Consider the following 26,251-nt stretch of genomic DNA (forward strand, 5'->3'; position numbering starts at 1 on the left):
ACAGCCTTTAGCAGGACTAAACGATGAGTCGTCAGTTTCATGCCCAGACCTACGTCTGGCTGCATGTGTTTTCCTGTGCCGCGCGGCACTTGTCGTTCACCCGTTGCGCGGAAGAACTGCACATCACCCCGGGAGCGGTCAGCCAGCAGATCCGCCTGCTGGAAGAGCGGCTCGGCTTTCGCCTGTTTCACCGCCGTGCCCGTGGGGTGGAACTGAGCGCCGAGGGGCAGCGGCTGGCGATCACGGTGAACGAGGCCTATGGCAGCATCGACGCCGAATTGCGCCGGCTGGATGCCGGAATGATCAGCGGCACCTTGCGCCTGCGCTCGATCCCGTCGTTTCTCGGCAAATGGCTGACCCCGCGTTTGCCCCGGCTGCAGCAGCGTTTTCCGGATATTCAGCTGCGGCTGGTGGCCGAGGACAGCAGCGTGGCCTTGCACGAAGGCGATTTCGACCTGGCCATCGACCTCAACGACGGCAGCTATCCGGGGCTGTTATCCACAGCCCTGCTGGATGAACAGATCTTTCCGGTCTGTGCCCCGGGGCTGTTGCGCGGGCGGCCGCCGTTGCACGGCCCGGCGGACCTGGTGCATTTCCCGTTGCTGCACGACATCACCGCCTGGCGCGGCAGCTATGAGTACGCGGAGTGGGAGTTCTATCTCAATGCCATCGGCTTCGAGGGCGCGGATGTGCGGCGCGGGCACACCTTCAATCGCAACCACCTGACCATCGAGGCGGCGATCGCCGGGATGGGGGTGGCGATTGCCCGGCGTACCCTGCTCAACGATGAGCTGGAGCGCGGCACCTTGATCGTGCCGTTCGGCCTCGCGGTGCCCAATCACAAGCGTTATGTGCTGCTGTATGCGCCGGGTGCGCTGAGCCATCCGGGCGTGCGCGCGGTGCACGACTGGCTGGTGGAGGAGGCGGGGATTTTTCGCAGCCAGCACCCTCTGGGAGAGGGACAGCTGTGAGTGAAAAAGGCCGGGGACAGGGGCGACCCAACTCCCGACATTAACAGCGCTTTTGCTCCTTGTCCGGCTTTATTTGCGAATAGATATTTATCTTTTTTTAGGGCTTGAATTGTTCCGCGCTCTGCCCAACTCTGTAACCAAGAGGCCGCAAAAAGTACGCCCTCAGGGGCACGCGGTTCCTCTCGCGAGCTAGCTGAAATAAGGGAAGAACTATGCAAATCCAGGTCAATAGCGATAACCATATTCAAAGCAGCATCCGACTGGAGGAGTGGGTACGTACTACCATTGAGAGCACGCTCGAACGCTACGAGGAGGACCTGACCCGAGTCGAGGTTCACCTGCGGGACGAGAACGGCGACAAGCCCGGTCCCCACGATTTGCGCTGCCAACTGGAGGCGCGGCCAAAGGGCCATCAACCGATTTCCGTGACCCACAAAGCCGAATCCCTGGAACTGGCCATCGAAGGAGCGGCCACCAAGCTGGAGAATTCCCTGGAACACCTGTTCGGCCGGTTGCGCAACAAGCGCGCCGCGGCAGCGCCAAGCGCCCGCGAAGGCCAGGCCGACGCCTTGCTTGAAGAGGAATTCCTGGAAAACGAACAGGCCGCGCTCAATAGCTGACGGCTGACTTCTCCACAGACAGGGCCTGCAATTGCAGGCCCTTTTTTGTGCGCCACGTTTCTGCAGGAGCGAGCGGGCGGCGATCCGACTTGCCGGCGATGAAGACGCCGCGGTGTGTCAGGCCGGACGCTATCGCGAGCAAGCTTCGCTCCTACTGCCAGGCGGTGGCCGTCGATCAGAACGCCACGGAGGTCTGTACGTACAGGGTCCGCGGTTCGCCCACGTACTTGCCTTTGTTGTTGTCGTCGAACGAGCGGGTGAAGTACTGGTGGTTGAAGATGTTCTTCACCCCGACCGCCACGCTCAGGTCCGACAGTTGCGGGCCGAAGTCGTAGGCGGCGCGGCTGCTGAACAGCATGTAGCCGGGAATCCGCCCGGTGCTGCCGTCGGCGCTTTCGGCCCAGGTGTTGGCGTTGTCGGCGAACTGGCTGCTCTGGTAGCTGCTGTCGAAGTTCAGCTTCCACGGCCCTTCGGTGTAGCCAATGCCGAGGGTGCCCTTGTGCTTGGACGAGAACGGCACACGGTTGCCCTTGTTCGGCCCGTCCTCACGGATGGTGGCGTCAACGTAGGCGTAGGTGGCGTACAGATCGAAACCGGCCAGTGCCGGGCTCAGGCCGTCCAGCGCGTAATTGACGCTGGTCTCGATGCCCTGGTGACGGGTTTCGCCGCGGGCGATCACCGAGTCGTTGGTCTGGTTGCTGTCGTACTGGTTGTCGAAGTTGATCAGGAACGCGCCGATCTCCGCCCGCAGGGCGCCGTCGTCATAGCGGGTACCCAGTTCCCAGGTGCGGGCCTTCTCCGGTTTCACTTCGCCGCTGCTCACGCGGTTGGGCATCTGGCTGTACTGCACGCTGCCGAACGAACCCTCGGTGTTGGCGTAGAGGTTCCAGCTGTCGGTCAGGTGGTACATCACGTTCAGCGCCGGCAGCGCGGTGTTGTAGTCGCCCTTGTATTTGACGTTGGTCAGGTTGTTGGTCTGCTGGGACTCGATCATCTCGTAGCGGATGCCCGGGGTGAGGGTCCACTTGCCGATGTCGATGCGGTCGTCGACGAAGAATGCATTGGCCTCGGTGCCGCCGCGGGTATCGCGGTCGTTGCGGCTGCTGGTGCTCGGCAGTTGCTGGTTGGCGCTGATCGGCGTGCGGTAGCGCAACTCGTGGCCGGCCTCGTTGATGTAGCGGTAGCCGATGCCCAGCTCATGGCTGGTCGGCCCCAGGTCGAAGCCTTGGGCGAAGCGGGTTTCGACGCCGCGCACCCAGTATTCGCGCGGTGACAGCGACAGGAAGCTGCCCTGGTCCAGGTAGCCGCTGCGCAGGGTCTTGGTGAAGAAGCTGTTGACGGTGAATTCGCGACGATCTTCCTGGTAGCGATAACCGAAGTTGATCAGCGTGCGGCGGCCCCAGAACTTGTCATACGGGCGGGTCGACTGATAGGGATCGGCCTTGTAGTCGGCGACGTTCAGGCCGCCGGGCATGTCGGCCTCGCCCTCGTAGTACTGGGCCATGGCGTTGAAGCTGTTGGCGTCGTCGAGCTGGTAATGGCCCTTGAGGATCAGGTCGTCGATTTGCGTGTCGCTGTGTTCGCGCCAGTCACCGCCACGGGTGCCGGAGTACAGCAGGGCGCCGCCCAGGCCGTTGTCGGCGGTGCCGCCGGCCAGCAGGTTGCCGGTGGTCTTGAAACCGTCGTGGCTGGAGGACGGGCTGGTCTCGGTCTGGAAGCCGCCCTTGACCGTGGGCGCATCGGGAATGGCGCGGGTCACGAAGTTGACGATGCCGCCGACGTTCTGCGGGCCGTAACGCACCGCGCCACCGCCACGCACCACATCCACCGCGTCCATGTTGCCCATGCTGACCGGGGCGAAGGACAGCTGCGGCTGGCCATAGGGCGCGAAGGGCACCGGAATGCCGTCCATCAGTACCGTGGAGCGCGAGGCCAGGCGCGGATTGAGCCCGCGAATGCCGAAGTTCAGCGCCATGTCGTGGCTGCCGGTGCCGTTGTTTTCCGGGGCGTTGACCCCGGGGATGCGGTTGAGCACGTCGCGGGCCTGGGTCGCGCCCTGGCGTTCGAATTCTTCGCGGCGGATCACGTCCCGCGCACCCGGGTGTTCGAAGACGTTGCTCTGCGCCGCGTCGCCCAGCCAGTCGCCGACCACGCTGGAGGCGCCCAGCTCCAGGGCCGCCGGTGCGCCCTCGGCGCTCACCGGTTGCAGGCTGAAGGCATTGCCGCCTTCGGCGCGGGCTTGCAGGCCGGTGCCCTTGAGCAAGGCATTCAGACCTTCTTCGGTGGTGTAGCGGCCTTCCAGGCCCTGGCTTTGCACGCCGCTGGTGACCTGGGAGCCGAAGGAAATCAGCACACCGGCTTCACGGCCGAACTGGTTCAGGGCGTTTTCCAGCGACGCCGCCGCGATGTGGTAATCGCGCGTCGGGCCGTCGGCGGCGATGGCCAGCGGCAGGGCGGAAAAGCTCAGGCTGGCGCCCAGCAGCAACTGGCGCAGGGTACGGGCAAGGGGCGTAAGGCGAGTGGGGCGCTGGGGCATGGACATCGATCCTGAGAAGGTTGCAGTCAAAGGGGGCTTTCCTTCTCTGTCACGCGAGTGCTGGAAAACGGCTCACACAAAATGAAAATAATTCGCACGTCGGAAAAAACATTGAATCGACGCTGATTTGTAGCCGCTGCCGAAGGCTGCGATCGACCGGAACGGTCGCGGCGATCCGGCGGGCGCAGAAGGTCCTTCGGACCTTATCGCAGCCTGCGGCAGCGGCTACAGAGGCGATAGGTTTCAGGCGCGGGCCTCGACCGTGACCCAATAACGGGTGAAGCGCCGGACTTTCACCGGCAGGCTGATTTCCAGCAGGTCGAGGATCCGTTCGCTGTCGTCCAGTGGGTAACTGCCGGAGATCAGCAGGTCGGCGACCCGTGGATCGCAGTTGAGCTGGCCGCGACGATAGCGGCCCAACTCGTCGAGGAAGTCCGCCAGGCGCATATGGGCGGCCACCAGCATGCCCTCGCTCCAGGCGCCGCTGCCGGCGTCCAGCGGCCGCGGGTTGTCCCAGGCGCTGCGGGTGAAGCTCAATTGTTGCCCCTTGCTTACCTGCAATGGCGCTGCCGAATAATCCGATGGGCTGAGGCTGACGTTGCCCTCGAACACCGCCAGCTGGGTGCGCTGGCTGAACTGGCGCAGGTTCAAGCGTGCGCCTTGCGGGCGCAGCAGGCCGTGGGCGCTCTGGATCAGCAGCGGCCGGCGGTCAGTCGCGGCGGTCAGCAGGATCTCCCCGGCCAACAGCCGGATCAGCCGTTGCTGGCCATCGAAACTCACGTCCACCGCGCTGTCGGTATTGAGCTGCAGCTGGCTGCCGTCGCTCAGTTGCAGCGTGCGCCGCTGGCCCACCGGGCTGCGGTAGTCGGCCATCAGCGGGGTCAGCGGATTGTGTTCGCGCAAGCCCCAGGCCGTGGCGGAACCGGCGCCGAGGATCAGCAGCAGTTTCAGCGCCTGGCGCCGGCTGGAGGACTTCGGCGCGTTGAGCGCGGCATGGGCCAGGGGCGAAGACAGGCCGCGCAGCCGCTGGTTGACCCGCTGGATATGTTCCCAGGCCCGTTGATGTTCGCTGTGGGCGTCGTGCCACTGCTGCCAGGCCAGTTGCTGGCGCGGGCTGAGCGGCCCCGCCTGCATTTCGAGCAGCCAGTGCACAGCCTGTTCGGCGACCTGGGCGCCGATGTCCGGCGGGCGGGGGAGTGCAGCGTTCATAGGGCGAAGTAGCAGCGCAGGGCTGCCTTGTGCAGGTGGCGCTTGACCGTGGCGATGGAAACCCCCAGCTCGCGGGCGATCTCGCCGTGTTTCAGGCCATCGACCTGGGCCAGCAGGAACGCGCGTTTCACCAGGCGTGGCAAACCGTCGAGCAACTGGTCCAGCTCCATCAGGGTCTGCAGGATGATCGCCTTGTCCTCCTCGGACGGCGCCAGCAGTTCCGGCATCTGCGCCAGCGTGTCGAGGTAGGCCCGTTCCAGGTCCTGGCGCCGATAGTGGTTGCACAGCACCCGTTTGGCGATGGTGGTGAGGAACGCCCGTGGCTCGACGATCGACGGCGTTTCCCGGGCGCTGAGCACCCGCATGAAGGTGTCCTGGGCCAGGTCGGCGGCGCTGTCGGGGCAGCCGAGCCGACGCCGCAACCAGCCGTTCAGCCAGCTGTGATGGGCGTGATAGAGGACTTCGACGGTAGAGGAGTGAGCCAAGCCGAACGCTCCGGCAGCATGAAAATGCTTAAGAGAACAAGAATTGTTCGCATTGTAGTGGCCGGGCATGGCATTGGGCAATCAACCCGGACCGACGGAAGAGCCCTCGGTGGATTGGTGATTTTTTGCACATGAGAATATTTATCATTAATATTGCGTCGACTTGAGCCCGCGTGAGGTATTTGCCAATGCCGGGCTGTCCTGGTTTCAAGGTCGAAACATGAAAAGCAAAGTTGCTGCGATCCCTTTTTCCTATCGTCTGGCCGTGACTTCGCGGGTGCTGGCCGCGGTGTTTGGCGGTTACCTGCTGGCGGCGTTGTCCAGCATTTGCCTGACCCTGCTGCTCCCTGTGTCCCGCGCCGATGCGGTATTCGGCGGCATGATGGCGTCCTTCCTGTTCTACCTGGTGGCGGTGCTCTGGTGCTTTGCCTGCCGCACGGCCTGGCAGGCCTGGTTCGGGTTGCTGCTGCCGGCGCTGGTGTTGGCGGCGATTTCTGCGTTGGCGTATTGGATGAATCTCTCATGAAGGAGGGATTTCGCCAGTCCATGGCCTGGTTGCACACTTGGGTCGGACTGGTATTCGGCTGGCTGCTGCTGGCGATTTTCCTGACTGGCACCCTGGCCTACTTCAAGGATGAAATCAGCCATTGGATGCAGCCCGAAGTGCCATCGCGCTCGGTCAGCAACGAGACCAGCGTGATCCTCGCCCAGAGCTACTTGCAGCAGCACGCCCAGGGCGCCTCGCGCTGGTTCATCAACTTGCCCGACGCCCGCGAGCCGGTGTTGTCGGTGATGTGGCAATTTCCGGGCAAGCCCGGCGAGCGCGGCGCCTTTACCCAGAAACTGCTGGACCCGGCCACCGGCGCCGAGCTGCAGGCCCGCGATACCCGCGGCGGCGAATTCTTCTACCGCTTCCATTTCCAGTTGCAGATGCCCTATCCCTGGGGCCGCTGGCTGTCCACCGCGGCGGCCATGCTGATGTTCGTCGCCTTGATCAGCGGCATCATCATCCACAAGAAAATCTTCAAGGACTTCTTTACCTTCCGCCCTCGCAAGGGCCAGCGCTCCTGGCTCGACGGGCACAATGCGGTGGGTGTGCTGGTGCTGCCGTTCCACCTGATGATCACCTACAGCAGCCTGGTGATCTTCATGTCGATGGTCATGCCGGCGAGCATCCTGGCCACCTACGGCGAAGACAGCCGGGCACTGTTCAATGAGGCGTTTCCCGCCACCAGCAACGCACCGGCCGCGGGCCGGCCGGCGCCGCTGGTGCAGCTCGAACCGTTGTTGCAGCAGGCCCGCGAGCAGTGGCCGGGCGGCCGCGTGGGGCGTATCACGGTGAACAATCCCGGGGATGCCCATGCCTCGGTGAATGTCATGCGCCACGGTGGCGATCAGGTGGTTCGCGATTTTGGCAGTGCGGTTTCGTTCGACGGCGTCAGTGGCAAGCTGCTGCAGGTTGCCCCGCCGCAGTCGCCGATCGTTGCTATTCGAGGCGGTTTCTACGGGCTGCACATGGGCCTCTTCGCCGGGCCGCTGCTGCGCTGGCTGTACTTTATCTGCGGCCTGGCCGCCACCGCGATGATCGGCACCGGGCTGGTGATCTGGCTCGGCAAGCGCCAGCTCAAGCATGCCAAGAGCGGCGTGACGCCCTTCGAGTTGCGGCTGGTGGAAGTGCTGAACATCGCCAGCATGTCCGGCCTGGTGCTGGCTGTCGCCGCCTTCTTCTGGGCCAACCGCCTGTTGCCGGTGAGCCTCGCCGGGCGGGCGGACTGGGAAGTGAACAGCTTCTTTATCGTCTGGGGCCTGAGCCTGCTGCACGCCGCGCTGCGTCGCGGGCGCAAGGCCTGGGTCGAGCAGTTGGGCGCGGCGGCGTTGCTGCTGGCCAGTGTGCCGCTGCTCGATGCGCTGACGGTGCCCGATGTGCTGGATGGTTTCCTGGTGCACGGCGACTGGGTCCGGGCCGGGTTCGACCTGACCTGCCTGGTGGCGGGGCTGTTCCTGGCCTGGGCGGCCTGGAAGATGTCGCGTCCTGTCGCCCAGCCTGCCGTTGCCGCCCGCTCGCGACGGACCACCCTTGAAACCGAGGTGAATTGAATGCTCCTGGCGCTGCTGCTGTGTTACCCCGGGTTTGCCGGGTTGTGCCTGTCGATGGACCGTCACCACGCCGAACTCCTGGGCTACAAACCCACGGCCTGGCGCCGCAGTGGCCTGCGCTTCGGCGGCTGGTTGCTGCTGGCGGGTTCGCTGTGGGCGGCGATCGCGGCGGCCGGTTGGGCTTTCGGCTTGGTGCAGTGGTGCGCGGCCTTGATGCTCAGCGCCTTGTCGCTGGTGCTGTTGTTGCCCTATCAGCCGCGTCTGGCGCTGCTGGCGGCCGGGCTGGGGTTGCTGGTCAGCCCGCTGGCCGCGTTGGCGCAATGAGCGCTGCGCAACGCCCGGCCTGAGGCGTCGGCTGCGATTGTTCGTTGACACGCGCCCCTCGCCAATCGTTATCTGGGCGCCCGCCGCAGCCGCAAGGCTGTCGGCGGTGGGTTCGAGGTCATCAAGGAAATACCTTTCTCATGGGTTCAGTACATCGTTTTTACACTCGCGGGCTGGGGTTGTTCCTGGCCTTGTCGCTGGCGGCTTGCGCCAGTCATCCCGGCGCCCGGTACGCCGCCAACCTGGATCAGGTCCTGGCCGACCCGGCGCTCCAGGGCGCTACGGTATCGCTGACGGTGCGCGATGCCGAGAGCGGTGCGGCCTTGTATCAGCACAACCCCGACAGCCGCCTGATCCCGGCTTCGAGCCTCAAGCTGCTGACCACCGCCGCCGCGCTGGACGTCCTCGGCCCCGACTACCGTTTCGCCACCGCGGTGCTGGGCGACGGTGCGCAACAGGGCGAGCGGCTGCACGGCAATCTCTACCTGCGCGGCTCTGGCGACCCGAGCATGCAGGCCAAGGATTATCAGGAGCTGGCGGCGGCGGTGGCGCGTACCGGCATTCGTCAGGTCGCGGGTGACCTGGTGCTCGACGACACCGCCTTCGATGACCAGCGGCTCGGCGTCGACTGGGCCAGCGACGATGAAAGCCTGTATTACGCGGCGCAGATTTCCGCGCTCAATATCTCCCCCAACGACGACTTCGACGCCGGCAGCGTACTGGTTGCGGTAACGGCCCCGACGGTGCCAGGAGCGCCGCTGGCGGTGCGCGTCAGCCCGGAAAACCGGCTGATGAGCCTGCGCAACCAGGGCCGGGTCGGGGCGGCAGACAGCCTGCAGGTCGGCCGTGAGCATGGCAGCAATCTGCTGCTGGTCAGTGGCGCCTTGCCGCCGGGGCAGTCGCGGCGCAACTGGGTCAGCGTGTGGGAGCCGACCCGGCTGGTGGCGGACGTGTTCCAGCAGGTCCTGGCCGAGCAGGGCGTGATGGTGCAGGGCCAGGTGCGCCTCGGCCAGCCCACGGCGCCCGCGGCCCGGGTGCTGGCCAGCCACTCGTCGATGCCGCTGGCGGGCCTGATCACGCCCTTGCTCAAGCTGTCGAACAACAACATGTCCGAGGTGCTGCTCAAGGCCATGGGCCGCAAGACCGCCAATGCCGGCACCGCCGCTGCCGGGGTGGCGGCCATCGAGGGCTTCCTGCGGCGCCAGGGCCTGAGCCCGCAAGGATTGGTGCAGGTGGACGGTTCCGGGCTGTCGCGGCGTAACCAGATTTCCAGCCAGAGCCTCAGCGACCTGTTGCTGGTGGCGCGCAAGCAGCCCTGGTTCGCCACCTGGTACGCGGCGCTGCCGGTGGCTGGCGATGCCCAGCGCATGACCGGCGGCACCCTGCGTTATCGCCTGCAAGGCACCGGGGCTGTGGATAACCTGCACGCCAAGACCGGCTCGATGCAGGGCGTGTCGTCGCTGTCCGGGTATCTGCGAGCGGCCGATGGTCGCCGGTTGGTGCTGGTGATGCTGTCGAACAACTACCGTGCCGACGGCGCGCAGATCAAGGCCCTGGAAGACCGGGTGACGCGGGTGCTGTTGCAGTAAAAGCCTGGAACGACGGAGGGTAACCGATACACCGTCTTCGCGGGCAAGCCTCGCTCCTACAGGCGCCGCGTTCGTAGGAGCGAGGCTTGCCCGCGAAAAGGTGCGACGCGGTACGCCTGCCGATCACTCGCCGTCAGCCGAGAAACGCCTGGCGATATTCCCCGGGCGTGCCACCCAGGGCCTGGCGAAAGCGGTTGGTGAAGTGGCTGGCGCTGGCGAAGCCGCAGGCCAGGGCAATCTCGCCCAGGGGCAGGCGGGTGCCGCGCAGCAGGTCGCGGGCATGCTTCAGGCGTCGCGCCAGCAGGTATTGATGGGGTGGCAGGCCGAAGCTTGCGCGGAACATCCGCGCGAAGTGGTATTCCGACAAGGCGCAGCGCGCGGCCAGTTGCCCGAGGCTGATCGGCTCGGCCAGTTGGCTGTCGATGTATTCCACCAGTTGCCGACGCTGATGCGCCGCCAGCCCGCCCTTGAGGCGCAGGCCCTGGCGCTGGCCGACCTGGGTCAGCAGGGCATGGCTGAGCATCTCGTGGGCCAGGCTGCTGGTCAGCAGGCGCTCGCCGGGTTCGTCCCAGTTCAGCTGGATCAGTTGCCGAAAACGCTGGGCCTGCTGCGGGTCGTCGAGGAAGGTGGTTTCCTGCAATTGCAGCTCGCGGGGTTCGCGGTCCAGCAGGGTCACGCAGCCCAGGGCGAATTGTTCCGGGCTGAAATACAGGTGGGCCAGGCGGATCCCGCCATTGATCACCCAGGCAGACTGGTGCTCGGCGGGCAGGATGCACAGCTTGTCCGGGCCGCCCTTGGTCCCTGGCTGGCCGCGGCGAAAGGTCCCGGTGCCGCCGGCGATGTAGCACGACAGGGTGTGATGGCTCGGCGCTTCGTAGTCCTGGGCGTCGTGATGGTTGCTCCACAAGGCTGCGGCCAGGCCGTCACCGAGCTCGGCGCTGTGCTCCAGGCGAGCATTGGGCGAGCGGTTCAGGGCTTGAAAGACTTGCAGGGTTTCCAGTGCGGGCATGGCGGTCAGGTCTGAAATTGAACGGCATTCTGTAGCCGCTGCCGATAGGCTGCGATAAGGCCGAAGGCCTTCAGCGATCTCAAGGGCACGTCTCCTGCGGAGCCGATCGCAGCCTGTCGGCAGCGGCTACACGATGTTCTGCATCCTACTCCGTGGGCGGCGCGCTGCCAGCCCGGCAACCGACAAAAGCGCAAGTTTATGCAAGCGCCAGGGCACGCAATGGCCTGAGACTGGGTTGCCCTGCACAGGAGTCCCGCGCCATGAACCTCTCGCTTTATCTGCTCACCGTCCTGATCTGGGGCACCACCTGGATTGCCCTCAAGTGGCAGCTTGGGGTGGTGGCGATTCCGGTGTCCATCGTCTATCGCTTCGCCCTGGCGGCCCTGGTGCTGTTCGTCATGCTGCTGCTCAGCCGCAAGCTGCAGGTGATGAACCGCCGCGGGCACCTGATCTGCCTGGCCCAGGGGCTGTGCCTGTTCTGTATCAACTTCATGTGCTTCCTGCACGCCAGCCAGTGGATTCCCAGCGGCCTGGTGGCGGTGGTGTTTTCCACGGCGACCCTGTGGAACGCCCTGAATGCCCGGGTGTTCTTCGCCCAGAAGATCGCCCGCAACGTACTGCTGGGCGGGGCGTTGGGGCTGCTGGGGCTGGGCCTGCTGTTCTGGCCGGAACTGGCGGGGCATAGCGCCAGCCCGCAAACCCTGCTCGGCCTGGGCCTGGCGCTGTTGGGCACCTTGTGTTTCTCGGCGGGCAACATGCTTTCCAGCCTGCAGCAGAAAGCCGGCCTCAGGCCGCTGACCACCAACGCCTGGGGCATGGCCTATGGCGCGGCGATGCTGGCGGGCTATTGCCTGGTCAAGGGCATCCCTTTCGATATGGAGTGGAACGCGCGCTACATCGGCTCGTTGCTGTATCTGGTGATCCCGGGGTCGGTGATCGGCTTCACCGCCTACCTGACCCTGGTCGGCCGCATGGGCCCGGAGCGGGCGGCCTACTGCACCGTGCTGTTCCCGGTGGTGGCGCTGAATGTCTCGGCCTTCGCCGAAGGTTACCAGTGGACCGCCCCGGCGCTGGCCGGGCTGGTCCTGGTGATGCTGGGCAACGTGCTGGTGTTCCGCAAGCCCAGACTTGTGCCTGCATCTGCATCCGGATTTGAATCTGAATCTGTAGCCGCTGCCGAGCCTGCGAGGCTGCGAACGGCGGCGCAGCCGTCGCAAAACCAGGCGACCTGATTCTGCAGGTCTATCGCTGAAGGTCCTGCGGACCTTTTCGCAGCCTCGCAAGCTCGGCAGCGGCTACAGGGTGTATGGGCGGCAGGGCTTCTGTAGGAGCGAAGCTTGCTCGCGATGGCGGCACCTCAGGCACAGCGCGTGGTTCCTGGAGCGGGCAATCGAGCGTCGGCCGGCCGCTCCTACAGAGGACAGCGCGGGTATCAGCCTTTCCACACCTGCGGGTTGACCAGGTCCTGTGGGCGCTCGCCGAGCAGGGCGCTGCGCAGGTTGGCCAGGGCGCGGTTGGCCATGGCGTCGCGGGTTTCATGGGTGGCCGAGCCGATGTGCGGCAGGGTCACGGCGTTTTTCAGCTGGAACAGCGGCGACTCGGCCAGCGGTTCCTTCTCGTAGACGTCCAGGCCGGCGCCGCGAATGGTGCCGTTCTGCAGGGCTTCGATCAGCGCCGGCTCGTCCACCACCGGGCCGCGGGAGATGTTCACCAGGATCGCGCCCGGCTTCATCAGCGCCAGTTCGCGGTGGCTGATCAGGTGCTTGGTCTTTTCGCTCAACGGCACCACCAGGCAGACGAAATCCGCTTCGGCCAGCAACTGCTCGAGGCTACGCAGCTGCGCGCCCAGCTCCTGTTCCAGCGCGGCCTTGCGGCTGTTGCCGCTGTAGATCACCGGCATGTTGAAGCCCAGGCGACCGCGTCGGGCGATGGCCGCGCCGATGTTGCCCATGCCGACGATGCCCAGGGTCTTGCCATGCACATCGCAACCGAACAGCGGTGCGCCGACGCTGGCCTGCCATTGCCCGGCCTTGGTCCAGGCGTCCAGTTCGGCGACGCGCCGGGCGCTGCTCATCAGCAGGGCGAAGGCCAGGTCGGCGGTGCTTTCGGTGAGCACGTCCGGGGTGTTGGTGAGCATGATCCCGCGTTCGTTGAAGTAGGCCAGGTCATAGTTGTCGTAGCCCACCGAGACGCTGGAGACCACTTCCAGCCGGCTGGCGTTTTCCAGTTGCGCGCGGCCCAGCTTGCGACCGACGCCGATCAGACCGTGGGCGTGGGGCAGGGCTTCGTTGAATTGCGCGCCGATGTCGCCCTGCTTGGGGTTGGGCACTATCACCTCGAAGTCCTGGCGCAGGCGCTCGATCATGTCCGGAGTGATGCGGCTGAAGGCAAGTACGGTCTTTTTCATCGCGGGAAAGCTCGTCAGGCAGAGGAGAATGCCAAGCAAGCTAACATTCCCCACGGGCTTTTTGTAGCGGCTGCGGCAGGCCGTGGGGGCGAGAAGGTTCTGGGAATGTAGCCGCTGCCGAAGGCTGCGATCGGCTCCGCAGGAGACGTGCTCTTGAGATCGCCGAAGGCCTTCGGCCTTATCGCAGCCTGCGGCAGCGGCTACAGGGATGGGGGAAGCATGACAAAGCCCCGAAGGGCTTGGCTCAAGGGGCCAGGCGCACGCCGCTGAGTCCGCCGCTCAGTTCATAGGCCGTCAGCTCCGCCTGATGGGCGGCGAGAATCTCCGGCAGGGTGTTGCGCAGGTACTCGACCCAGGTCTTGATCTTGGCGTCCAGGTACTGGCGCGACGGGTAGATGGCGTACAGGTTCAGCTCCTGGGAGCGGTACTTGGGCATGACCCGCACCAGGGTACCGTTGCGCAGGCCCTCGATGGCCGCATACACCGGCAGCACGCCCAGGCCCATGCCGCTGGTGATCGCGGTTTTCAGCGCGTCGGCGGAGTTCACCAGGAACGGCGAGCCGTTGAGGGTGACCCCTTCCTGGCCCTCGGGGCCGTCGAACAGCCACTTGTCCAGGGCGATCACCGGGCTCACCAGGCGCAGGCAGGCGTGGTTCGACAGGTCGCTGGGGCTGCTCGGGCAGCCGTTGGCTTTCACGTAGGCCGGCGAGGCGCAGACGATGCTGTAGGTGATGCCCAGGCGCTGGGAGACGAAACCCGAGTCCGGCAGCTCGCTGGCCAGCACGATGGACACGTCGTAACCCTCGTCCAGCAGGTCCGGCACGCGGTTGGCCAGGGTCAGGTCGAAGGTCACGTCCGGGTGCGACTTGCGGTACCGGGCGATGGCGTCGATCACATAGTGCTGGCCGATGCCGGTCATGGTGTGCACTTTCAACTGCCCGGACGGCCGCGCGTGGGCATCGCTGGCCTCGGCCTCGGCTTCTTCGACGTAGGCCAGGATCTGCTCGCAGCGCAGCAGGTAGCGCTTGCCGGCCTCCGTGAGCGCGATGCGGCGAGTGGTGCGGTTGAGCAAGCGGGTTTGCAGATGGGCCTCCAGATTGGAGACCGCGCGCGAGACATTCGCCGTGGTGGTGTCGAGCTGGACGGCGGCAGCGGTGAAGCTGCCGGCTTCGGCGACACAGCTGAAGGCACGCATGTTTTGCAAAGTGTCCATGGGGTGCTCTCTGGGGAGATGGCAAATTGTGACACGAAGTAACAGATTGTTGGCTATTGCACCAAGGGATTATCGCGCGAACGGTAATAAAGATTCACAGGAATCCCAGCTTATCGCCGTAAAGCCCGCCGCCTAGAATTGCGCCGATCTGTAGGGGCCGGCTGCCGGAGCACGTGCAATGCGGTGGCTCAGTGACACCGTCTCGCGAGCAAGCTCGCTCCTACAGGGATCCGCCTTCTCCCTATTTCAGGAATTCGCAGCAGTGCCGCGTCGCATCAGCAGAGAGCTGAAGACTCTCAGTGTTTGGGCTTTATCGTTAGCAATCAGCGGCTGCATCGGAACCGGGGGCATTGCCCCACAGGGCAAGGCACTACCGGCCAATACACTGGCCACCGACGAGGCGATCCAGAGCGCCGCGCGCGACGCCCGCTGGCCCGCCGCCCAATGGTGGCAGGCCTATGGCGATGCGCAGCTGAACCACTGGGTGACCCTGGCCGTGCAGGGCAGCCCGAGCATGGCCATGGCCGCCGCCCGGGTGCGCCAGGCGCGTGCCATGGCCGGCATCGCCGAGTCGGCCGAGTCGCTGCAGATCAAGGGCGACGCCACCCTCAAGCGCCACAACTGGCCCACCGACCAGTTCTACGGCCCGGGCGAACTGGCCAACAGCACCACCTGGGACAACAACGCCGCGCTCGGCTTCAGCTACGCCCTCGACCTCTGGGGTCGGGAAAGCAATGCCAGCGAGCGTGCCGTGGACCTGGCGCACATGAGCGCCGCCGAGGCGCGCCTGGCCCAGCTGGAACTGCAGAACAATGTCGTGCGCGCCTATATCCAGCTGTCGCTGCAATACGCCCAGCGCGACATCGTCCTCGCCACTCTGAAGCAGCAGGAACAGATCCTCGAACTGGCGCAAAAGCGCCTGGCCGGCGGCATCGGCACCCACTTCGAAGTCAGCCAGGCGCAGACTCCGCTGCCGGAAACCCATCGCCAGCTGGACGCCCTGGACGAAGAAATCGCCCTGGGTCGCAACCAGATCGCTGCCCTGGCCGGCAAGGGACCGGGGGCGGGCGCGCAGTTGCAACGGCCGAGCCTGTCCCTGGCCGCGCCGCTGAAACTGCCGTCGGCCCTGCCCGCCGAACTGCTTGGCCAGCGCCCGGACGTGGTCGCCAGCCGCTGGCAGGTGGCGGCCCAGGCCCGCGGCATCGATGTCGCCCACGCCGGCTTCTACCCCAACGTCGACCTGGTGGGCAGCCTCGGCTACATGGCCACCGGCGGCGGGGCGCTGGAGTTCCTCACCGGCAAGAAGCTCAACTACAACGTCGGCCCGGCCATCAGCCTGCCGATCTTCGACGGCGGCCGCCTGCGCGCCGAGCTGGGCGAGGCCGCGGCCGGTTATGACATCGCCGTGGCCCACTACAACCAGACCCTGGTCAACGCCCTGAAGAACATCTCCGACCAGTTGATCCGCCGCGAGTCCATGGACAAGCAGGCCGAGTTCGCCGCCGAGTCGGTGGCGTCGGCGCAGAAGACCTACGACATCGCCATGGTCGCCTTCCAGCGCGGCCTCACCGACTACCTCAATGTGCTCAATGCCCAGGGCATGCTGTTCCACCAGCAGCAGATCCAGCAGCAGGTCCAGGCCGCGCGCCTGAGCGCCCATGCCGAGCTGGTGACGGCCCTGGGCGGCGGCCTGGAGGCGGGGCGCGATGTGCCCGAGGACAGCCGGACCCAACCGAGCAAGACCCCGGCGGCGCTGGCCATCTTTGACCATTAAAAGCTGATCATTAAAAGCCAACCCCCAAGAGCCGACCCCCAAGTGCTGATCACCGAGTAAGCCCCCATGACTCCCTTGCCTGCACCCTTGCGCTGGCTGTACTCCCTTGAATGGCGCCGGGGTTTCTTCGACTGGGCACGCAGCGACGGCGTGACCTGGGTCTATATCTTCAAGGTCCTGGCCGCCGCGTTCCTCACCCTGTGGCTGGCCATGCGCCTGGAGTTGCCGCAACCGCGCACGGCAATGATCACCGTGTTCATCGTCATGCAGCCGCAGAGCGGCCAGGTGTTTGCCAAGAGCTTCTATCGGTTTCTCGGCACCCTGGCCGGGTCGGCGGTGATGGTGGCGCTGATCGCCCTGTTCGCCCAGAACACCGAACTGTTCCTTGGGTCGCTGGCGATCTGGGTCGGCATCTGCTCGGCCGGCGCTGCGCGTTATCGCAACTTCCGCGCCTACGGCTTCGTGCTGGCCGGCTACACCGCGGCGATGGTCGGCTTGCCGGCCCTGGCCCATCCGGACGGGGCCTTTATGGCGGCGGTATGGCGGGTGCTGGAAATCTCCCTGGGGATTCTCTGCTCGACCCTGGTCAGCGCCGCGATCCTGCCGCAGACCGCCAGCGCGGCGATGCGCAACGCCTTGTACCAGCGCTTCGGGGTGTTCGCCCTGTTCGTCACCGACGGTTTGCGCGGCCGCAGCCAGCGCGACGCGTTCGAGAGCGGCAACGTGCGTTTCATCGCCGAAGCGGTGGGCCTGGAGGGCCTGCGCAGCGTCACCGTCTTCGAAGACCCGCACATGCGTCGGCGCAACGGCCGCCTGAGCCGTTTGAACAGCGAGTTCATGGGCATCACCACCCGTTTCAACGCCCTGCACCAGTTGCTCGAACGCTTGCGCAGCAGCGCCGCCGAGTATGTGCTGGCGGCGACCAAACCGGGGTTGCAGGACCTCGCCGAACTGCTGGACGGCTTCTCCGGCCGTGCCCTGACCAGCCCCGATGCCGCGCGCCTGGCCGAGCAGTTGGCGAGCTACAAGGCCGAGCTGCCGGCGCGGGTGCGCAGCATGCGCGCGCTGTTCCAGGAACATGAGCCGAGCGATGCCGAGCAGCTGGATTTCCACACCGCCTATGAGCTGCTCTATCGCTTCGTCGACGAGCTGCACAGCTACGCCCAGACCCACGCGTCCCTGGCCGAACACAGCCATGAACGCGAGCGCTGGGACGAGCCCTTCACCCCGCAGACCAACTGGCTGGCCTCGGCCGCCTCGGGGATCCGCGCCTCGTTCATCCTGATCGTGCTCGGCAGCTACTGGGTCGCCACCGCCTGGCCCAGCGGCGCCACCATGACCCTGATCGCGGCGGCCACCGTCGGCCTCTCGGCCGCCACGCCGAACCCGAAACGCATGGCCTTCCAGATGGCCTGCGGCACCTTGATCGGGGCCGTGGTCGGCTTCGTCGAGATGTTCTTCGTGTTCCCCTGGATCGACGGTTTTCCACTGCTGTGCGTGATGCTGGCGCCGGTGATCGTGCTCGGTTCGTTCCTCGCTTCCCGCCCGCAGTACGCCGGGGTCGGCCTGGGGCTGCTGATCTTCTTCAGCACCGGTTCGGTGCCGGACAACCTGACCGTCTACAACCCCTACGCCTTCATCAACGACTACATCGCCATGGTCATGGGCATGCTGGTCTGCGCCGCCGCCGGGGCGATCATCCTGCCGCCCAACAGCCGCTGGCTGTGGCGCCGCCTGGAGCAGGACCTGCGCGGCCAGGTGGTATACGCCATCAGCGGCAAGCTCAAGGGCCTGGCGTCGAGCTTCGAAAGCCGCACCCGCGACCTGCTGCACCAGGCCTATGGCCTGGCGGCAGGGCAGCCGCAGGTGCAGCGCGAGCTGCTGCGCTGGATGTTCGTGGTGCTGGAGGTGGGCCACGCCATCATCGAGCTGCGCAAGGAGCAGGCGATCCTCCCGGTGCACCCGGCCTACGCCGAATCCCAGCCGTGGCGCCAGGCGATCCGGGTCATGGGCCGTTCGCTGGTGCGGCTGTTCCTGCAACCGAGCCAGAGCAATCTTGCGCGCTCGCTGGTCGCGGTCGATCACGCGATCGGGCGGGTCCAGGCCAGCGACGAACCCTTCGCCCCGCACTTCGATACCTCGGTCTTGCGCCGGGTGAAGAGCTACCTGCACTTCATCCGCAGCTCATTGCTCGACCCGCAATCGCCGCTGGCCGCCTACGCCGCACAGCCCGTACAGGCCCCGACCCAAGGACTTGAACATGCCTCGTGAAATCGCCTTCCACGGCGTGTACATGCCGACCATGACCCTGATGTTCTTCATTGCCGCGGCCCTGGCCTGGGCCCTGGACCGCTTCATCTCGGGTTATGACCTGTACCGTTTTTTCTGGCACCCGGCGCTGCTGCGCCTGAGCCTGTTCTGCTGTCTGTTCGGCGCCATGGCGCTGACTGTCTACCGTTGAGAGTCCTTTGATGAAAAAGTTTTTCAGCCTGCTCGCGACCCTGCTGGTGCTGGCCCTGGCCCTGTGGATCGGCCGCACCCTGTGGGTGCATTACATGAACACGCCGTGGACCCGCGACGGCCGGGTGCGCGCCGACATCATCAACGTCGCCGCCGACGTCACCGGGGAAGTGGTGGACGTGCCGGTGCGCGACAACCAGCTGGTGAAAAAGGGCGACCTGCTGATGCAGATCGACCCCGAGCACTACCAGATCGCGGTCAAGCAGGCGCAGTCGCTGGTGGCTTCGAGAAAGGCCACCTGGGAGATGCGCAAGGTCAACGCCCACCGCCGCGCCGACCTGGACAACCTGGTGATCTCCAAGGAGAACCGCGACGACGCCAGCAATATCGCCGACTCGGCCCTGGCCGACTACCAGCAGGCCCAGGCGCAACTGGAGGCCGCCGAGCTCAACCTCAAGCGCACCCAGGTACGCGCCGCGGTGGACGGCTACGTGACCAACCTCAACGTGCACCGCGGCGACTACGCGCGCATCGGCGAGCCGAAGATGGCGGTGGTCGACATGAACTCGTTCTGGGTCTACGGCTTCTTCGAGGAAACCAAGCTGCCCCATGTGCGTGTCGGCGATAAGGCCGAGATGCAGCTGATGAGCGGCGAGGTGCTCAAGGGCCATGTGGAGAGTATTTCCCGCGGCATCTACGACCGCGACAACCCGGAAAGCCGCGAGCTGATCGCCGACGTCAACCCGACCTTCAACTGGGTGCGCCTGGCCCAGCGCGTGCCGGTGCGCATCCATATCGACGAGGTGCCGGAAGGCGTGTTGCTGGCGGCGGGGATTACCTGCACGGTGGTGGTGAAGGAGGATGGGGAGTAGCCCGCCTCACAGGGGTATTTGTGGCCAAGGCCGGGTTGTGGCAAGCAGGCAAGCTCCTCGCCACAGGTCTGGTTAGCGGTAGGTTTTGTTGACGATCGACAGTGCCTGCTCGATGGTTTCGGCGACGGACAGTTCATCGTCCTTCATCACCGCGACGATTTTCTTGTCCTGCGCGATGTCCACGCCGGGCTTTTTCAGTTGAGCCTGGCGATTCACCACGATGTAGCTCAGGACATGGCCACGACCCTTGACGAACGGCAGGTCGATGGCTTTGAACATGCTTTGCTTGACGTAGTTGTAACGCTCGGCGGACGACAGGCCCTTAAAGGTGTCCGGGTAGTCTTGATAGATCTCGGCAGAGTAACGGCCGACGTCTTCTTCCCGCGCTTCGGCGTACAGGGCTTGTTTGCTGGTGACCTGGCCGGTGAGTTGGGTGTAGCGCTGGTCACCGTCGGTGATCTGTGCGGCGCTCATCCTGGCTTTCAAGGCATCGGCTGCGGTGGTGTCATCGGCCTTGGCCATGATTCGGGTCCAGGCATAGGCGGCGCTCAGGTTGCCTTGTTCCTCGTACTTTTCAATCAGGTCCTTCTGCGCTTCGGGGTAGCCGTGCCGGGCCGAGCGCTCCAGCCAGCGCAGGGCCAGGGCCGTGTCCTGTTTGGCGCTGGTATGGCCGTAGTTGTAGGCCTGGTACAGGCCATATTCGGCGCACCAGTCGTTCTGCAGCGCCGAGTAAGCCATGTAGTTGAAGGATTCGGTATTGCGCTGTTCATCGGTTTTGCTTTCATCCTGACCGGCAATCATCGACAGGTAGCAGAACGCGCGAGGGTGTTTCGGCGCGGCCAGCACCATGCAGGTTTTCGCAGCATCGAGCTCCTGGTTTTCGTACAGCAGGAAGCCGACGCCGAACAGAATGTCGCTGTCCATTTGTGCATTGCACTGTTCGTTGCTGGCAACAGTTGGCAATACGTTTTGCAGGGTCAACTTGGGCAGTGTGTCGTTGAGGGACGATTCTTTATCGGCGGTTTTATCGGATGCGGTGGTGCAGCCGGTCAGCAACACCACCAATGCCATTGGCAGCACGTTGAACAGTTTCAATGGATATTCCCTGATCTGCGATTGAATGAAGAGGCGCATGGAATGAAGCAGGGACAGGACGGGAGAGGAGGGAGCTTGAGCAGTTCCGTGCTTCAGTGTCGATGCCAGCGATTCCATGCTGTGTTGAGCGCAAGCGCTCAAGAGGCGCGCATTCTACTGGGATTGCGAGGGCGCACAACCGAAACCGCAGCATCTGTTTGGCCACGGCAAAGGACTCTTGGGCCTCGCGCACGCGACACCTCGGCGGCGCTTCAAAAGAAGTAGCGCCAGCCTCTCAAGCTATTGCTTGCGCTTAGCCAGGATGGTTTTGGCCTTGGCCACGGTGTCTTCCACGCTCAGGTCATCATTAACCAGCAAGGCATGCAGTGCCGGGTCCTGCCACAGGTCCACGGCCGGCCCGGTACTTTGCACAAGGCGGGAAATCAAGGCGTAGGCCACCACTTGGCCGCGCGTGTGGAACTTTGGGTAGAGGTCCTGCATGTCCACCAACTGGGCCACGAAAGCACGCCGTTGCATAGGGGACATGCCCTCGAACACCTCCGGGTGGCTGTAGTAAAGATCCCCTGAGCTCAGGGCGATGATGTCCTTGCGCAGCGCCTGGTTGATATCCTTTTCGGGGGTGAGTTGGCTGAGCAGTTGGGTGTAGTGCTGCTCGCCCTCGGCCATTTGCCGAGGGCTCATTTTGCGCTTCACTGCCTCGATTGTTTTTGTCTCATTCAGGACCCTGGCCCAGGCATAGGCCACCGGGAAATTGTCCTGTTCGCTGCTCCAGCGCACCATGTCCTGTTGCGACTCCTGGTCGCCGTGCCGAGCGGCGCGCTCAAGCCAGCCCATGGCCAATTCCTTGTTCGGTGGATGGCCCAGCTTGCCAACGCTGTAGATGTCGTACAGGCCTGCTTCCGCGCAGGATTCATTGTGCTTGGCGGCGTAGGCGATATAGTCGAAGGCTTCGCTTTTGTCATAGTCGTTTTGCCTGGCGCCGACAATGCTGCCCAGGATGCACAAGCTCGTGGTGTAGCGGGGGGCGGCCATGATCAGGCAGCTGCGGGCCATTTTTATTTCCTTGCTCGCCAGCAAGGTACGGCCTGCGCCATACAGCACCTCGTCCTCATTGATCAGTCGGATGCCGAGGCCGAGCAGCAATTCGCTGTCCATCTCCGGCGTGCAGTACTGGTTGGCCTCGACCTTGGGCAGGATCTGCTCGAGGCTCAAGTCCGGCAGGGAATTATTGAGTTTTTCGTCCGGTGACGAGGCATTGCAGCCCAGCAGCAGAGTGAAGATAGCCAAGGGCAGCAGGCTACGAGATTTCAATGGAGAGTCCCTGAGGTTCAATCGTAAAAGGGAGGACGCCAAGAGGGCATGAGCAGGGGTGGGGTGCAGCCGTTCCGTGCTTGAGGTGCCGCTTCCTTGCGATTGGAGTGCGGGCATTCTACGGGCATCGGCGCGGCCGGCGGTGTTCCCGCTGTTACAGGGCGGCCTGGCCGAGGATCACGTAGGCTTTCTTCACGGCATCCGCCACTTCCAGCTCTTTATCGCTGAGCAGTTCCACGATCTGCGGGTTCTGCAGCACATCTACGCCGGCCTGCTTCAACTGGGCCTGCCGCGCGATGATCACATAGGCGTACAGCTGGCCACGGGTGCTGAACTCGGGACGGCCGCTCACCGTGGCCACGGCCTGCTCCATGAGGGCATGACGCTCGGCCACCGACAGGCCCTTGAAGGTCTCGGGGTATTCCATATGGATGTTCGCCGAGTACACCGCGATGTTTTCCTCGCGGGCTTCCTTGCGCACCGCGTCCTTGCTGGTGACGTGCTTGCCCAGTTGCTCGAAGCCTTGTTCGCCTTCGCTGATTTGCTGCGGGTTCATCCGTTGTTTCAAGGCGTCGATCTGTGCGCTGTCATCCAGGACCCTGGCCCAGCTGTAGGCCAGCGGCAGATTGTTCTTGTTGCTGTGCAGGCGCACCAGGGTCTGTTGCGCGTCCGCGTCGCCATGGCGCGCGGAGCGCTCCAGCCAGCGCAGGCCCAGGTCGCTGTCCGGGGTCTGCCCGCGCATGCCGTAGGTGAAGTTCTGGAACATGCCGAACTCGGCACAGGAGTCGTTCTTCCGCGCGGAATAGGCCATGTAGCCGAAGGCTTCGCGGTCGCGCTCGGCGCTGTCCTTGCTGCTGTCCTGTTCCGCGATGCTCGCCAGGTAGCACAGGGCCCGGTCGTGGGTGGGCGCGGCCATGATCAGGCAGCTGCGCGCCTGCTCGGGTTTATCGTCGTTGTACAGCTGGTAGCCGATGCCATACAGCAGATCGCTGTCCAGCTTGGGGTTGCAGTATTCGTTGGCGACGGCCGGCGGCAACAGCTCCTTGAGGCTGAGCTGGGGCAGGGTGGCGTTCAGCTCCTCGTCTGGCGACGGTGTGCAGCCGATAAGCGCGGTGGCCAGTACCAGCGGCAGCAAGTGTTGAGGTTTCAATGGATATTCCCTGATCGACGATTGAGTGACGGCGAGCATGGAAAGGAGAGGGGGCGTTTCAGGGGTTCGCCAGCGATCCATGCGGCCTGATCGAGGCTGTGGGAGCCTCGAGTGCGCGCATTCTACTGGGATTGGGAGAGGGTACAACCTAGGCGACTAAAAGACGTTTTCTGGAACTCGTGGGAAGCGGCCGGGCGACGTTCCGCGGCCGGTGATTGGCCGTTACAGTTTTGCGCCCAGGCCAAAACGCTTCATCAGCGCCTTCTCCAGCAAACCCTTGGGCAACAGACTGGCCATCAAGGGCAAGGCCCGGCTGCCATTACCGATCCGAACCAAGCGTGGCGGTTTGTCCTGCTGCACGGCCCTGAGCAGCCTGGCGGCAAATTCGCTGGCGGGCGTTGGGTGGTCCTGGGAGGCCCTGGCCCGTGCGCGGATGCCTTCGCGCAACGGCCACCAGGGCGATCGTTCGGTCAACAGCTGTTCGGCTTCGTGCCCGGCATTCTTGGCAAAGCTCGAAGCGATGGCGCCGGGCTGGACCTCCATCACGCGGATGCCGAACGGCGCCAGCTCCATGCGCAGCGCATCGCTCAAGGCATGCACCGCCGCCTTGGAGGCGCAGTAGGCACCGGCAAAAGGCGTCACCAGGACGCCCGACACACTGCCGATATTCACCACCAGCCCGCGGCTGCGGCGCAGCACCGGGAACATGGCCCGGGTCACGCCGACCAGGGCGAACACATTGGTTTCGAACTGTCGTTGCATGGCCTCGACACCGCCATCGAGCAGCGGGCCCATGGCGCCGTAGCCGGCGTTGTTGATCAGCAGGTCGAGGCCGCCATATTGCTGGTTGATGCGTTCGCCCAGGGCGGTGAGCGCCGGGCCGTCGTTGACGTCCAGTTGCACCGCGTCAAAACCCGCGGCTCGCAGCATGGCCACGTCCTCGGCCCTGCGGGCGGTGGGCAGGACGGTGAAACCGGCGGCCTTGAAAGCATCCGCCAGGGCGCGGCCGATGCCGCTGGAACAACCGGTGATCAGCGCAACGGGCATGGCGCGGTCCTTGTGCAAAAAGAGGGAAGGGGGGAATCAGTCGGAGAAACTGCCCTGCAAGCGTTCGGCGCGAAACTCCAGGGTTTGCGGGCGGTAGCCGGGGCGCAGCGGCGGCAGGGGCAGGCAGTCTTCCCAATTGGCGCCCGCCTGCAACTCGCCGGGGCCGCGATAACGCGGAGCGGTGTACTGGTTGTCGGCCAGGTTCACGGTGTCGCCCGGGGCGTAGGCGGCGACGCGCCAGCGCAGTTCGGTCAGCGGCACATCGTTACCGTTGTTCATCTTCAGCAGCAGCGGACGATCCGCCGGGCAATGCTCGGGGGCATAGCTGATGCGCAACTCCAGGCGCGCCAGCTGCTGGGCTTCGCGGTTGTCCAGCCAGACCACCCACACCGCCACCAGGCCCAGCCCGACAGCGGCGGCCATGGACACCGGCAAGGCCTTGGCGGGGTAACGGACCAGCAGGATCAGCCAGGTGATAACCAGCAGAACGCCGATGAACATGAGGTGAACCTCGGGGGGAAATAGAGCAGTCATCCTACCTAAGCGTAGGTGGGATTGGCCAACCCTGATCCCAGGACGGAGAGGGCGCAGTGGCGCGGCATTTCGGAAAGATTTTGAAAAGGATTGGGGATTGTCTGTTTTTCGAGCATTCGGCAGAGTCGGTTTTCTCGCCAGTTTCGATAGGGAAGTTGAAATGTCTGGGAAACCTGCCGCGCGCGTTGGCGATCCAACCGCCTGCCCTTTGCCTGGTCACGGTACCAATCCGATAACCAGTGGCTCGCCTGATGTCCTCTTTGACCACCTGCCCGCCGCACGGGAGGGTGACCCGACCGCTTGCGGTTCAGCATTGAACGCCAATGTCATTCCCAACGTACTGATCAACGGAAAGCCAGTCGCTGTCCTGGGTTCCCTGGGCAGTCACGGCAATGTGGTTATGGGTGGTTCGGGGACGATCATCATCGGCAACAGTGGCGGCGGTGCGGTGTCCTCCGCAGTAGCCGCACTCCCCTCCGTACCCGGATTATGTTTGAAGTGCCTGCTGCTGGCCGCTCAGCGCAATCAGACCTTTGTCCCGCTGGAAGTACTGGGGAGCAGCGCATGAGGCGTGTCGGCTCTTTATTCTGGCAGCTCTCGGAACCCTCCGGGCCGTCGTCCAGACTGCTTGCCCTTATCGATGGCGCCCGCTATCTGACGTTGAACAAACGCCTTGAAGAGGCGGGCGACAGCATCCGTTTTCACTGGCTCCTGAGCGCTGGCGCACTGGATGAAATTCGCCATGCCGGCCCGGTACTGGTTGAGTTTCCAGACTCCAGGAGCGGTTTGCACGGGGCATTCGGCAACTGGCTGATTACGCGGGACCAGCAGACGCCGATGGTCTCCTGGCTTTGGAGTGATCAGCCTTTCGACATCCTGCGCGATTATCACCAGGGCTTGTTGTTCAGCCAAATGCCGGATGGGCGACGAGCACTGTTTCGTTACTACAGTCCCGAGGTCAGGCGTGCGCTGGATAAGGTGATATCACCCTCCCAGATCCAGCAGATCATGCGTCATGTCCAGGACTGGCTGGTCTGGCAACCCCTGCAAGGTTGCTATCTCAGCTACGGTGTCGAGCAGGTAGGGGAGCACGCATGTTTGAGTTGAGTGCCGAGCAGCTTTCACAACTGGATGACATTCGTCAGAACGAAGTGTTTGAGCGGTTGTTACTGGAACTACAGCAGGAGAACCCTGAGTGGTTGTCCAGAAAGGGCCTGATGCCGGCTCTACAGATGTTGAAAGACCTGCGTGAGCGTGCGTGGAGTTTTGGCATCAGGGAGCCCGAGTCCGTCGAGCATTTTTTGCGGCATGGATTGACCTTTACCGACTTTGACAAGCAGCCGGCCTTTATCGAGTTCATGAACAGGCCTGTAGCGGATAGCCCCGAACGGCGATTCGAGGATTACGAGGATATCGTGGCGTTCAGGATGAACATGCAGCACTGGCGGGATATGCAAGCCGCCGGGGAGATTCGACCATGAGTGGACTGGGGATTCTGCCAAGTACAGGGCCCATGGTTATTCGCGTGGCGCCTCGCTTGGGGCCACG

25 protein-coding genes are annotated in these 26,251 nt (G+C 64.5%); 14 read left to right on the forward strand and 11 right to left on the reverse strand.

The genetic code is table 11. The annotated features are described in order from the left end of the window. Positions 1 to 23: 23 nt before the first annotated feature. On the forward strand, positions 24 to 971 hold the full coding sequence (locus C4K27_RS04915) for a LysR substrate-binding domain-containing protein (RefSeq protein WP_023969654.1): 948 nt from the start codon (positions 24 to 26) through the stop codon (positions 969 to 971). 212 nt (positions 972 to 1,183) lie between these two features. Continuing rightward, positions 1,184 to 1,591 (forward strand): HPF/RaiA family ribosome-associated protein, encoded by a 408-nt coding sequence (locus C4K27_RS04920; protein WP_007932409.1) that lies wholly within the window; start codon positions 1,184 to 1,186, stop codon positions 1,589 to 1,591. A gap of 175 nt (positions 1,592 to 1,766) precedes the next feature. Here the strand turns inward: C4K27_RS04920 and fecA are convergent, their stop codons facing one another. The 3 genes from fecA to C4K27_RS04935 all read right to left on the reverse strand — a co-directional run bounded on the left by fecA (position 1,767) and on the right by C4K27_RS04935 (position 5,821). Beyond that, positions 1,767 to 4,127 (reverse strand): TonB-dependent Fe(3+) dicitrate receptor FecA, encoded by a 2,361-nt coding sequence (gene fecA, locus C4K27_RS04925; RefSeq protein WP_053259688.1) that lies wholly within the window; start codon positions 4,125 to 4,127, stop codon positions 1,767 to 1,769. Positions 4,128 to 4,370: 243 nt separating this feature from the next. Then, on the reverse strand, positions 4,371 to 5,336 hold the full coding sequence (locus C4K27_RS04930; protein ID WP_053259689.1) for a FecR domain-containing protein: 966 nt from the start codon (positions 5,334 to 5,336) through the stop codon (positions 4,371 to 4,373). Further along, positions 5,333 to 5,821, reverse strand: coding sequence for a sigma-70 family RNA polymerase sigma factor (locus C4K27_RS04935; RefSeq protein ID WP_053259690.1), 489 nt, complete (start codon positions 5,819 to 5,821; stop codon positions 5,333 to 5,335). The genes C4K27_RS04930 and C4K27_RS04935 overlap by 4 nt, the downstream gene beginning before the upstream one ends. 220 nt (positions 5,822 to 6,041) lie before the next feature. On the opposite strand from C4K27_RS04935, the gene C4K27_RS04940 reads away from it, so the two are divergent. The 4 genes from C4K27_RS04940 (at position 6,042) to dacB (ending at position 9,831) form a co-directional block, all read left to right on the forward strand. Further along, positions 6,042 to 6,347 (forward strand): DUF3649 domain-containing protein, encoded by a 306-nt coding sequence (locus C4K27_RS04940; protein ID WP_053260044.1) that lies wholly within the window; start codon positions 6,042 to 6,044, stop codon positions 6,345 to 6,347. Next, on the forward strand, positions 6,344 to 7,918 hold the full coding sequence (locus C4K27_RS04945; protein ID WP_053259691.1) for a PepSY-associated TM helix domain-containing protein: 1,575 nt from the start codon (positions 6,344 to 6,346) through the stop codon (positions 7,916 to 7,918). The genes C4K27_RS04940 and C4K27_RS04945 overlap by 4 nt, the downstream gene beginning before the upstream one ends. Further along, a complete protein-coding gene (locus C4K27_RS04950) occupies positions 7,919 to 8,242 on the forward strand; it encodes a DUF3325 domain-containing protein (protein WP_053259692.1) in 324 nt (107 codons plus the stop codon). A 140-nt stretch (positions 8,243 to 8,382) separates the two neighbouring features. Then, positions 8,383 to 9,831, forward strand: a complete 1,449-nt coding sequence (dacB, locus tag C4K27_RS04955; protein WP_053259693.1) for a D-alanyl-D-alanine carboxypeptidase/D-alanyl-D-alanine endopeptidase — start codon at positions 8,383 to 8,385, stop codon at positions 9,829 to 9,831. 133 nt (positions 9,832 to 9,964) lie between these two features. Here dacB and C4K27_RS04960 read toward each other — a convergent pair whose 3' ends face one another. Then, positions 9,965 to 10,840: a helix-turn-helix domain-containing protein gene (locus tag C4K27_RS04960; protein WP_053259694.1), complete on the reverse strand. Its 876-nt coding sequence runs from the start codon at positions 10,838 to 10,840 to the stop codon at positions 9,965 to 9,967. Positions 10,841 to 11,100: 260 nt separating this feature from the next. Here C4K27_RS04960 and C4K27_RS04965 point away from each other — a divergent pair, with 260 nt between their 5' ends. Further along, a complete protein-coding gene (locus tag C4K27_RS04965; RefSeq protein WP_053259695.1) occupies positions 11,101 to 12,072 on the forward strand; it encodes a DMT family transporter in 972 nt (323 codons plus the stop codon). Between the two features lie 200 nt (positions 12,073 to 12,272). On the opposite strand, the gene C4K27_RS04970 is transcribed toward C4K27_RS04965, so the two are convergent. After that, entirely contained in the window at positions 12,273 to 13,247 is a 975-nt protein-coding gene (locus C4K27_RS04970) for a 2-hydroxyacid dehydrogenase (protein WP_053259696.1), read from the reverse strand. Between the two features lie 244 nt (positions 13,248 to 13,491). Beyond that, a complete protein-coding gene (locus C4K27_RS04975) occupies positions 13,492 to 14,460 on the reverse strand; it encodes a LysR family transcriptional regulator (protein WP_007930066.1) in 969 nt (322 codons plus the stop codon). Between the two features lie 262 nt (positions 14,461 to 14,722). Between C4K27_RS04975 and C4K27_RS04980 the strand changes: the two genes are divergently transcribed. The 4 genes from C4K27_RS04980 (at position 14,723) to C4K27_RS04995 (ending at position 19,566) form a co-directional block, all read left to right on the forward strand. Next, positions 14,723 to 16,234, forward strand: a complete 1,512-nt coding sequence (locus tag C4K27_RS04980; protein WP_053259697.1) for an efflux transporter outer membrane subunit — start codon at positions 14,723 to 14,725, stop codon at positions 16,232 to 16,234. 66 nt (positions 16,235 to 16,300) lie between these two features. After that, the gene (locus C4K27_RS04985) at positions 16,301 to 18,505 is read left to right on the forward strand and encodes an FUSC family protein (RefSeq protein ID WP_053259698.1); all 2,205 of its coding nucleotides are present in this window, start codon (positions 16,301 to 16,303) and stop codon (positions 18,503 to 18,505) included. Further along, entirely contained in the window at positions 18,495 to 18,695 is a 201-nt protein-coding gene (locus C4K27_RS04990) for a DUF1656 domain-containing protein (protein ID WP_007930063.1), read from the forward strand. Before C4K27_RS04985 ends, C4K27_RS04990 begins: the two co-directional genes overlap by 11 nt. Before the next feature lie 10 nt (positions 18,696 to 18,705). Beyond that, positions 18,706 to 19,566, forward strand: coding sequence for an efflux RND transporter periplasmic adaptor subunit (locus tag C4K27_RS04995; protein WP_053259699.1), 861 nt, complete (start codon positions 18,706 to 18,708; stop codon positions 19,564 to 19,566). Positions 19,567 to 19,638: 72 nt separating this feature from the next. Here the strand turns inward: C4K27_RS04995 and C4K27_RS05000 are convergent, their stop codons facing one another. From C4K27_RS05000 to C4K27_RS05020, 5 genes are all read right to left on the reverse strand, one after another. After that, positions 19,639 to 20,661: an SEL1-like repeat protein gene (locus C4K27_RS05000; protein ID WP_238437440.1), complete on the reverse strand. Its 1,023-nt coding sequence runs from the start codon at positions 20,659 to 20,661 to the stop codon at positions 19,639 to 19,641. 279 nt (positions 20,662 to 20,940) lie between these two features. Further along, positions 20,941 to 21,972 carry an SEL1-like repeat protein gene (locus C4K27_RS05005; RefSeq protein WP_053259701.1) on the reverse strand — a complete coding sequence of 344 codons (1,032 nt, stop codon included), beginning with the start codon at positions 21,970 to 21,972 and terminating at the stop codon, positions 20,941 to 20,943. Between the two features lie 154 nt (positions 21,973 to 22,126). Continuing rightward, positions 22,127 to 23,122 (reverse strand): SEL1-like repeat protein, encoded by a 996-nt coding sequence (locus tag C4K27_RS05010; RefSeq protein ID WP_238437439.1) that lies wholly within the window; start codon positions 23,120 to 23,122, stop codon positions 22,127 to 22,129. Positions 23,123 to 23,344: 222 nt separating this feature from the next. Continuing rightward, positions 23,345 to 24,169 carry an SDR family oxidoreductase gene (locus C4K27_RS05015; RefSeq protein WP_009042258.1) on the reverse strand — a complete coding sequence of 275 codons (825 nt, stop codon included), beginning with the start codon at positions 24,167 to 24,169 and terminating at the stop codon, positions 23,345 to 23,347. A 36-nt stretch (positions 24,170 to 24,205) separates the two neighbouring features. Next, complete coding sequence (locus C4K27_RS05020) at positions 24,206 to 24,670, reverse strand: hypothetical protein (RefSeq protein ID WP_053259703.1); 465 nt, start codon at positions 24,668 to 24,670, stop codon at positions 24,206 to 24,208. Between the two features lie 193 nt (positions 24,671 to 24,863). On the opposite strand from C4K27_RS05020, the gene C4K27_RS05025 reads away from it, so the two are divergent. From C4K27_RS05025 to C4K27_RS05035, 3 genes are read left to right on the forward strand one after another with little or no spacing between them, the layout of a single operon-like run. Further along, positions 24,864 to 25,271 (forward strand): PAAR domain-containing protein, encoded by a 408-nt coding sequence (locus tag C4K27_RS05025; RefSeq protein ID WP_081002213.1) that lies wholly within the window; start codon positions 24,864 to 24,866, stop codon positions 25,269 to 25,271. Then, positions 25,268 to 25,810: a DUF4123 domain-containing protein gene (locus tag C4K27_RS05030; RefSeq protein WP_053259704.1), complete on the forward strand. Its 543-nt coding sequence runs from the start codon at positions 25,268 to 25,270 to the stop codon at positions 25,808 to 25,810. The genes C4K27_RS05025 and C4K27_RS05030 overlap by 4 nt, the downstream gene beginning before the upstream one ends. Further along, positions 25,798 to 26,184 carry a hypothetical protein gene (locus C4K27_RS05035; protein WP_053259705.1) on the forward strand — a complete coding sequence of 129 codons (387 nt, stop codon included), beginning with the start codon at positions 25,798 to 25,800 and terminating at the stop codon, positions 26,182 to 26,184. Before C4K27_RS05030 ends, C4K27_RS05035 begins: the two co-directional genes overlap by 13 nt. Positions 26,185 to 26,251: the final 67 nt, after the last annotated feature.

This window comes from Pseudomonas chlororaphis subsp. chlororaphis, assembly GCF_003945765.1.
GTDB lineage: Bacteria > Pseudomonadota > Gammaproteobacteria > Pseudomonadales > Pseudomonadaceae > Aquipseudomonas > Aquipseudomonas chlororaphis.

What these genes read in the sequence shown, in the direction of transcription:
- C4K27_RS05020 (WP_053259703.1), bottom strand. Translation starts at nt 24,670, where the DNA reads ATGTTCATCGGCGTTCTGCTGGTTATCACCTGGCTGATCCTGCTGGTC.
- C4K27_RS04975 (WP_007930066.1), bottom strand. Translation starts at nt 14,460, where the DNA reads ATGGACACTTTGCAAAACATGCGTGCCTTCAGCTGTGTCGCCGAAGCC.
- C4K27_RS05015 (WP_009042258.1), bottom strand. Translation starts at nt 24,169, where the DNA reads ATGCCCGTTGCGCTGATCACCGGTTGTTCCAGCGGCATCGGCCGCGCC.
- C4K27_RS04990 (WP_007930063.1), top strand. Translation starts at nt 18,495, where the DNA reads ATGCCTCGTGAAATCGCCTTCCACGGCGTGTACATGCCGACCATGACC.
- C4K27_RS04985 (WP_053259698.1), top strand. Translation starts at nt 16,301, where the DNA reads ATGACTCCCTTGCCTGCACCCTTGCGCTGGCTGTACTCCCTTGAATGG.
- C4K27_RS05030 (WP_053259704.1), top strand. Translation starts at nt 25,268, where the DNA reads ATGAGGCGTGTCGGCTCTTTATTCTGGCAGCTCTCGGAACCCTCCGGG.
- C4K27_RS04960 (WP_053259694.1), bottom strand. Translation starts at nt 10,840, where the DNA reads ATGCCCGCACTGGAAACCCTGCAAGTCTTTCAAGCCCTGAACCGCTCG.
- C4K27_RS04950 (WP_053259692.1), top strand. Translation starts at nt 7,919, where the DNA reads ATGCTCCTGGCGCTGCTGCTGTGTTACCCCGGGTTTGCCGGGTTGTGC.
- C4K27_RS04940 (WP_053260044.1), top strand. Translation starts at nt 6,042, where the DNA reads ATGAAAAGCAAAGTTGCTGCGATCCCTTTTTCCTATCGTCTGGCCGTG.
- dacB (WP_053259693.1), top strand. Translation starts at nt 8,383, where the DNA reads ATGGGTTCAGTACATCGTTTTTACACTCGCGGGCTGGGGTTGTTCCTG.
- C4K27_RS04965 (WP_053259695.1), top strand. Translation starts at nt 11,101, where the DNA reads ATGAACCTCTCGCTTTATCTGCTCACCGTCCTGATCTGGGGCACCACC.
- C4K27_RS04920 (WP_007932409.1), top strand. Translation starts at nt 1,184, where the DNA reads ATGCAAATCCAGGTCAATAGCGATAACCATATTCAAAGCAGCATCCGA.
- C4K27_RS04945 (WP_053259691.1), top strand. Translation starts at nt 6,344, where the DNA reads ATGAAGGAGGGATTTCGCCAGTCCATGGCCTGGTTGCACACTTGGGTC.
- C4K27_RS04995 (WP_053259699.1), top strand. Translation starts at nt 18,706, where the DNA reads ATGAAAAAGTTTTTCAGCCTGCTCGCGACCCTGCTGGTGCTGGCCCTG.
- C4K27_RS05035 (WP_053259705.1), top strand. Translation starts at nt 25,798, where the DNA reads ATGTTTGAGTTGAGTGCCGAGCAGCTTTCACAACTGGATGACATTCGT.
- C4K27_RS04915 (WP_023969654.1), top strand. Translation starts at nt 24, where the DNA reads ATGAGTCGTCAGTTTCATGCCCAGACCTACGTCTGGCTGCATGTGTTT.
- C4K27_RS04970 (WP_053259696.1), bottom strand. Translation starts at nt 13,247, where the DNA reads ATGAAAAAGACCGTACTTGCCTTCAGCCGCATCACTCCGGACATGATC.
- C4K27_RS05025 (WP_081002213.1), top strand. Translation starts at nt 24,864, where the DNA reads ATGTCTGGGAAACCTGCCGCGCGCGTTGGCGATCCAACCGCCTGCCCT.
- C4K27_RS04930 (WP_053259689.1), bottom strand. Translation starts at nt 5,336, where the DNA reads ATGAACGCTGCACTCCCCCGCCCGCCGGACATCGGCGCCCAGGTCGCC.
- fecA (WP_053259688.1), bottom strand. Translation starts at nt 4,127, where the DNA reads ATGCCCCAGCGCCCCACTCGCCTTACGCCCCTTGCCCGTACCCTGCGC.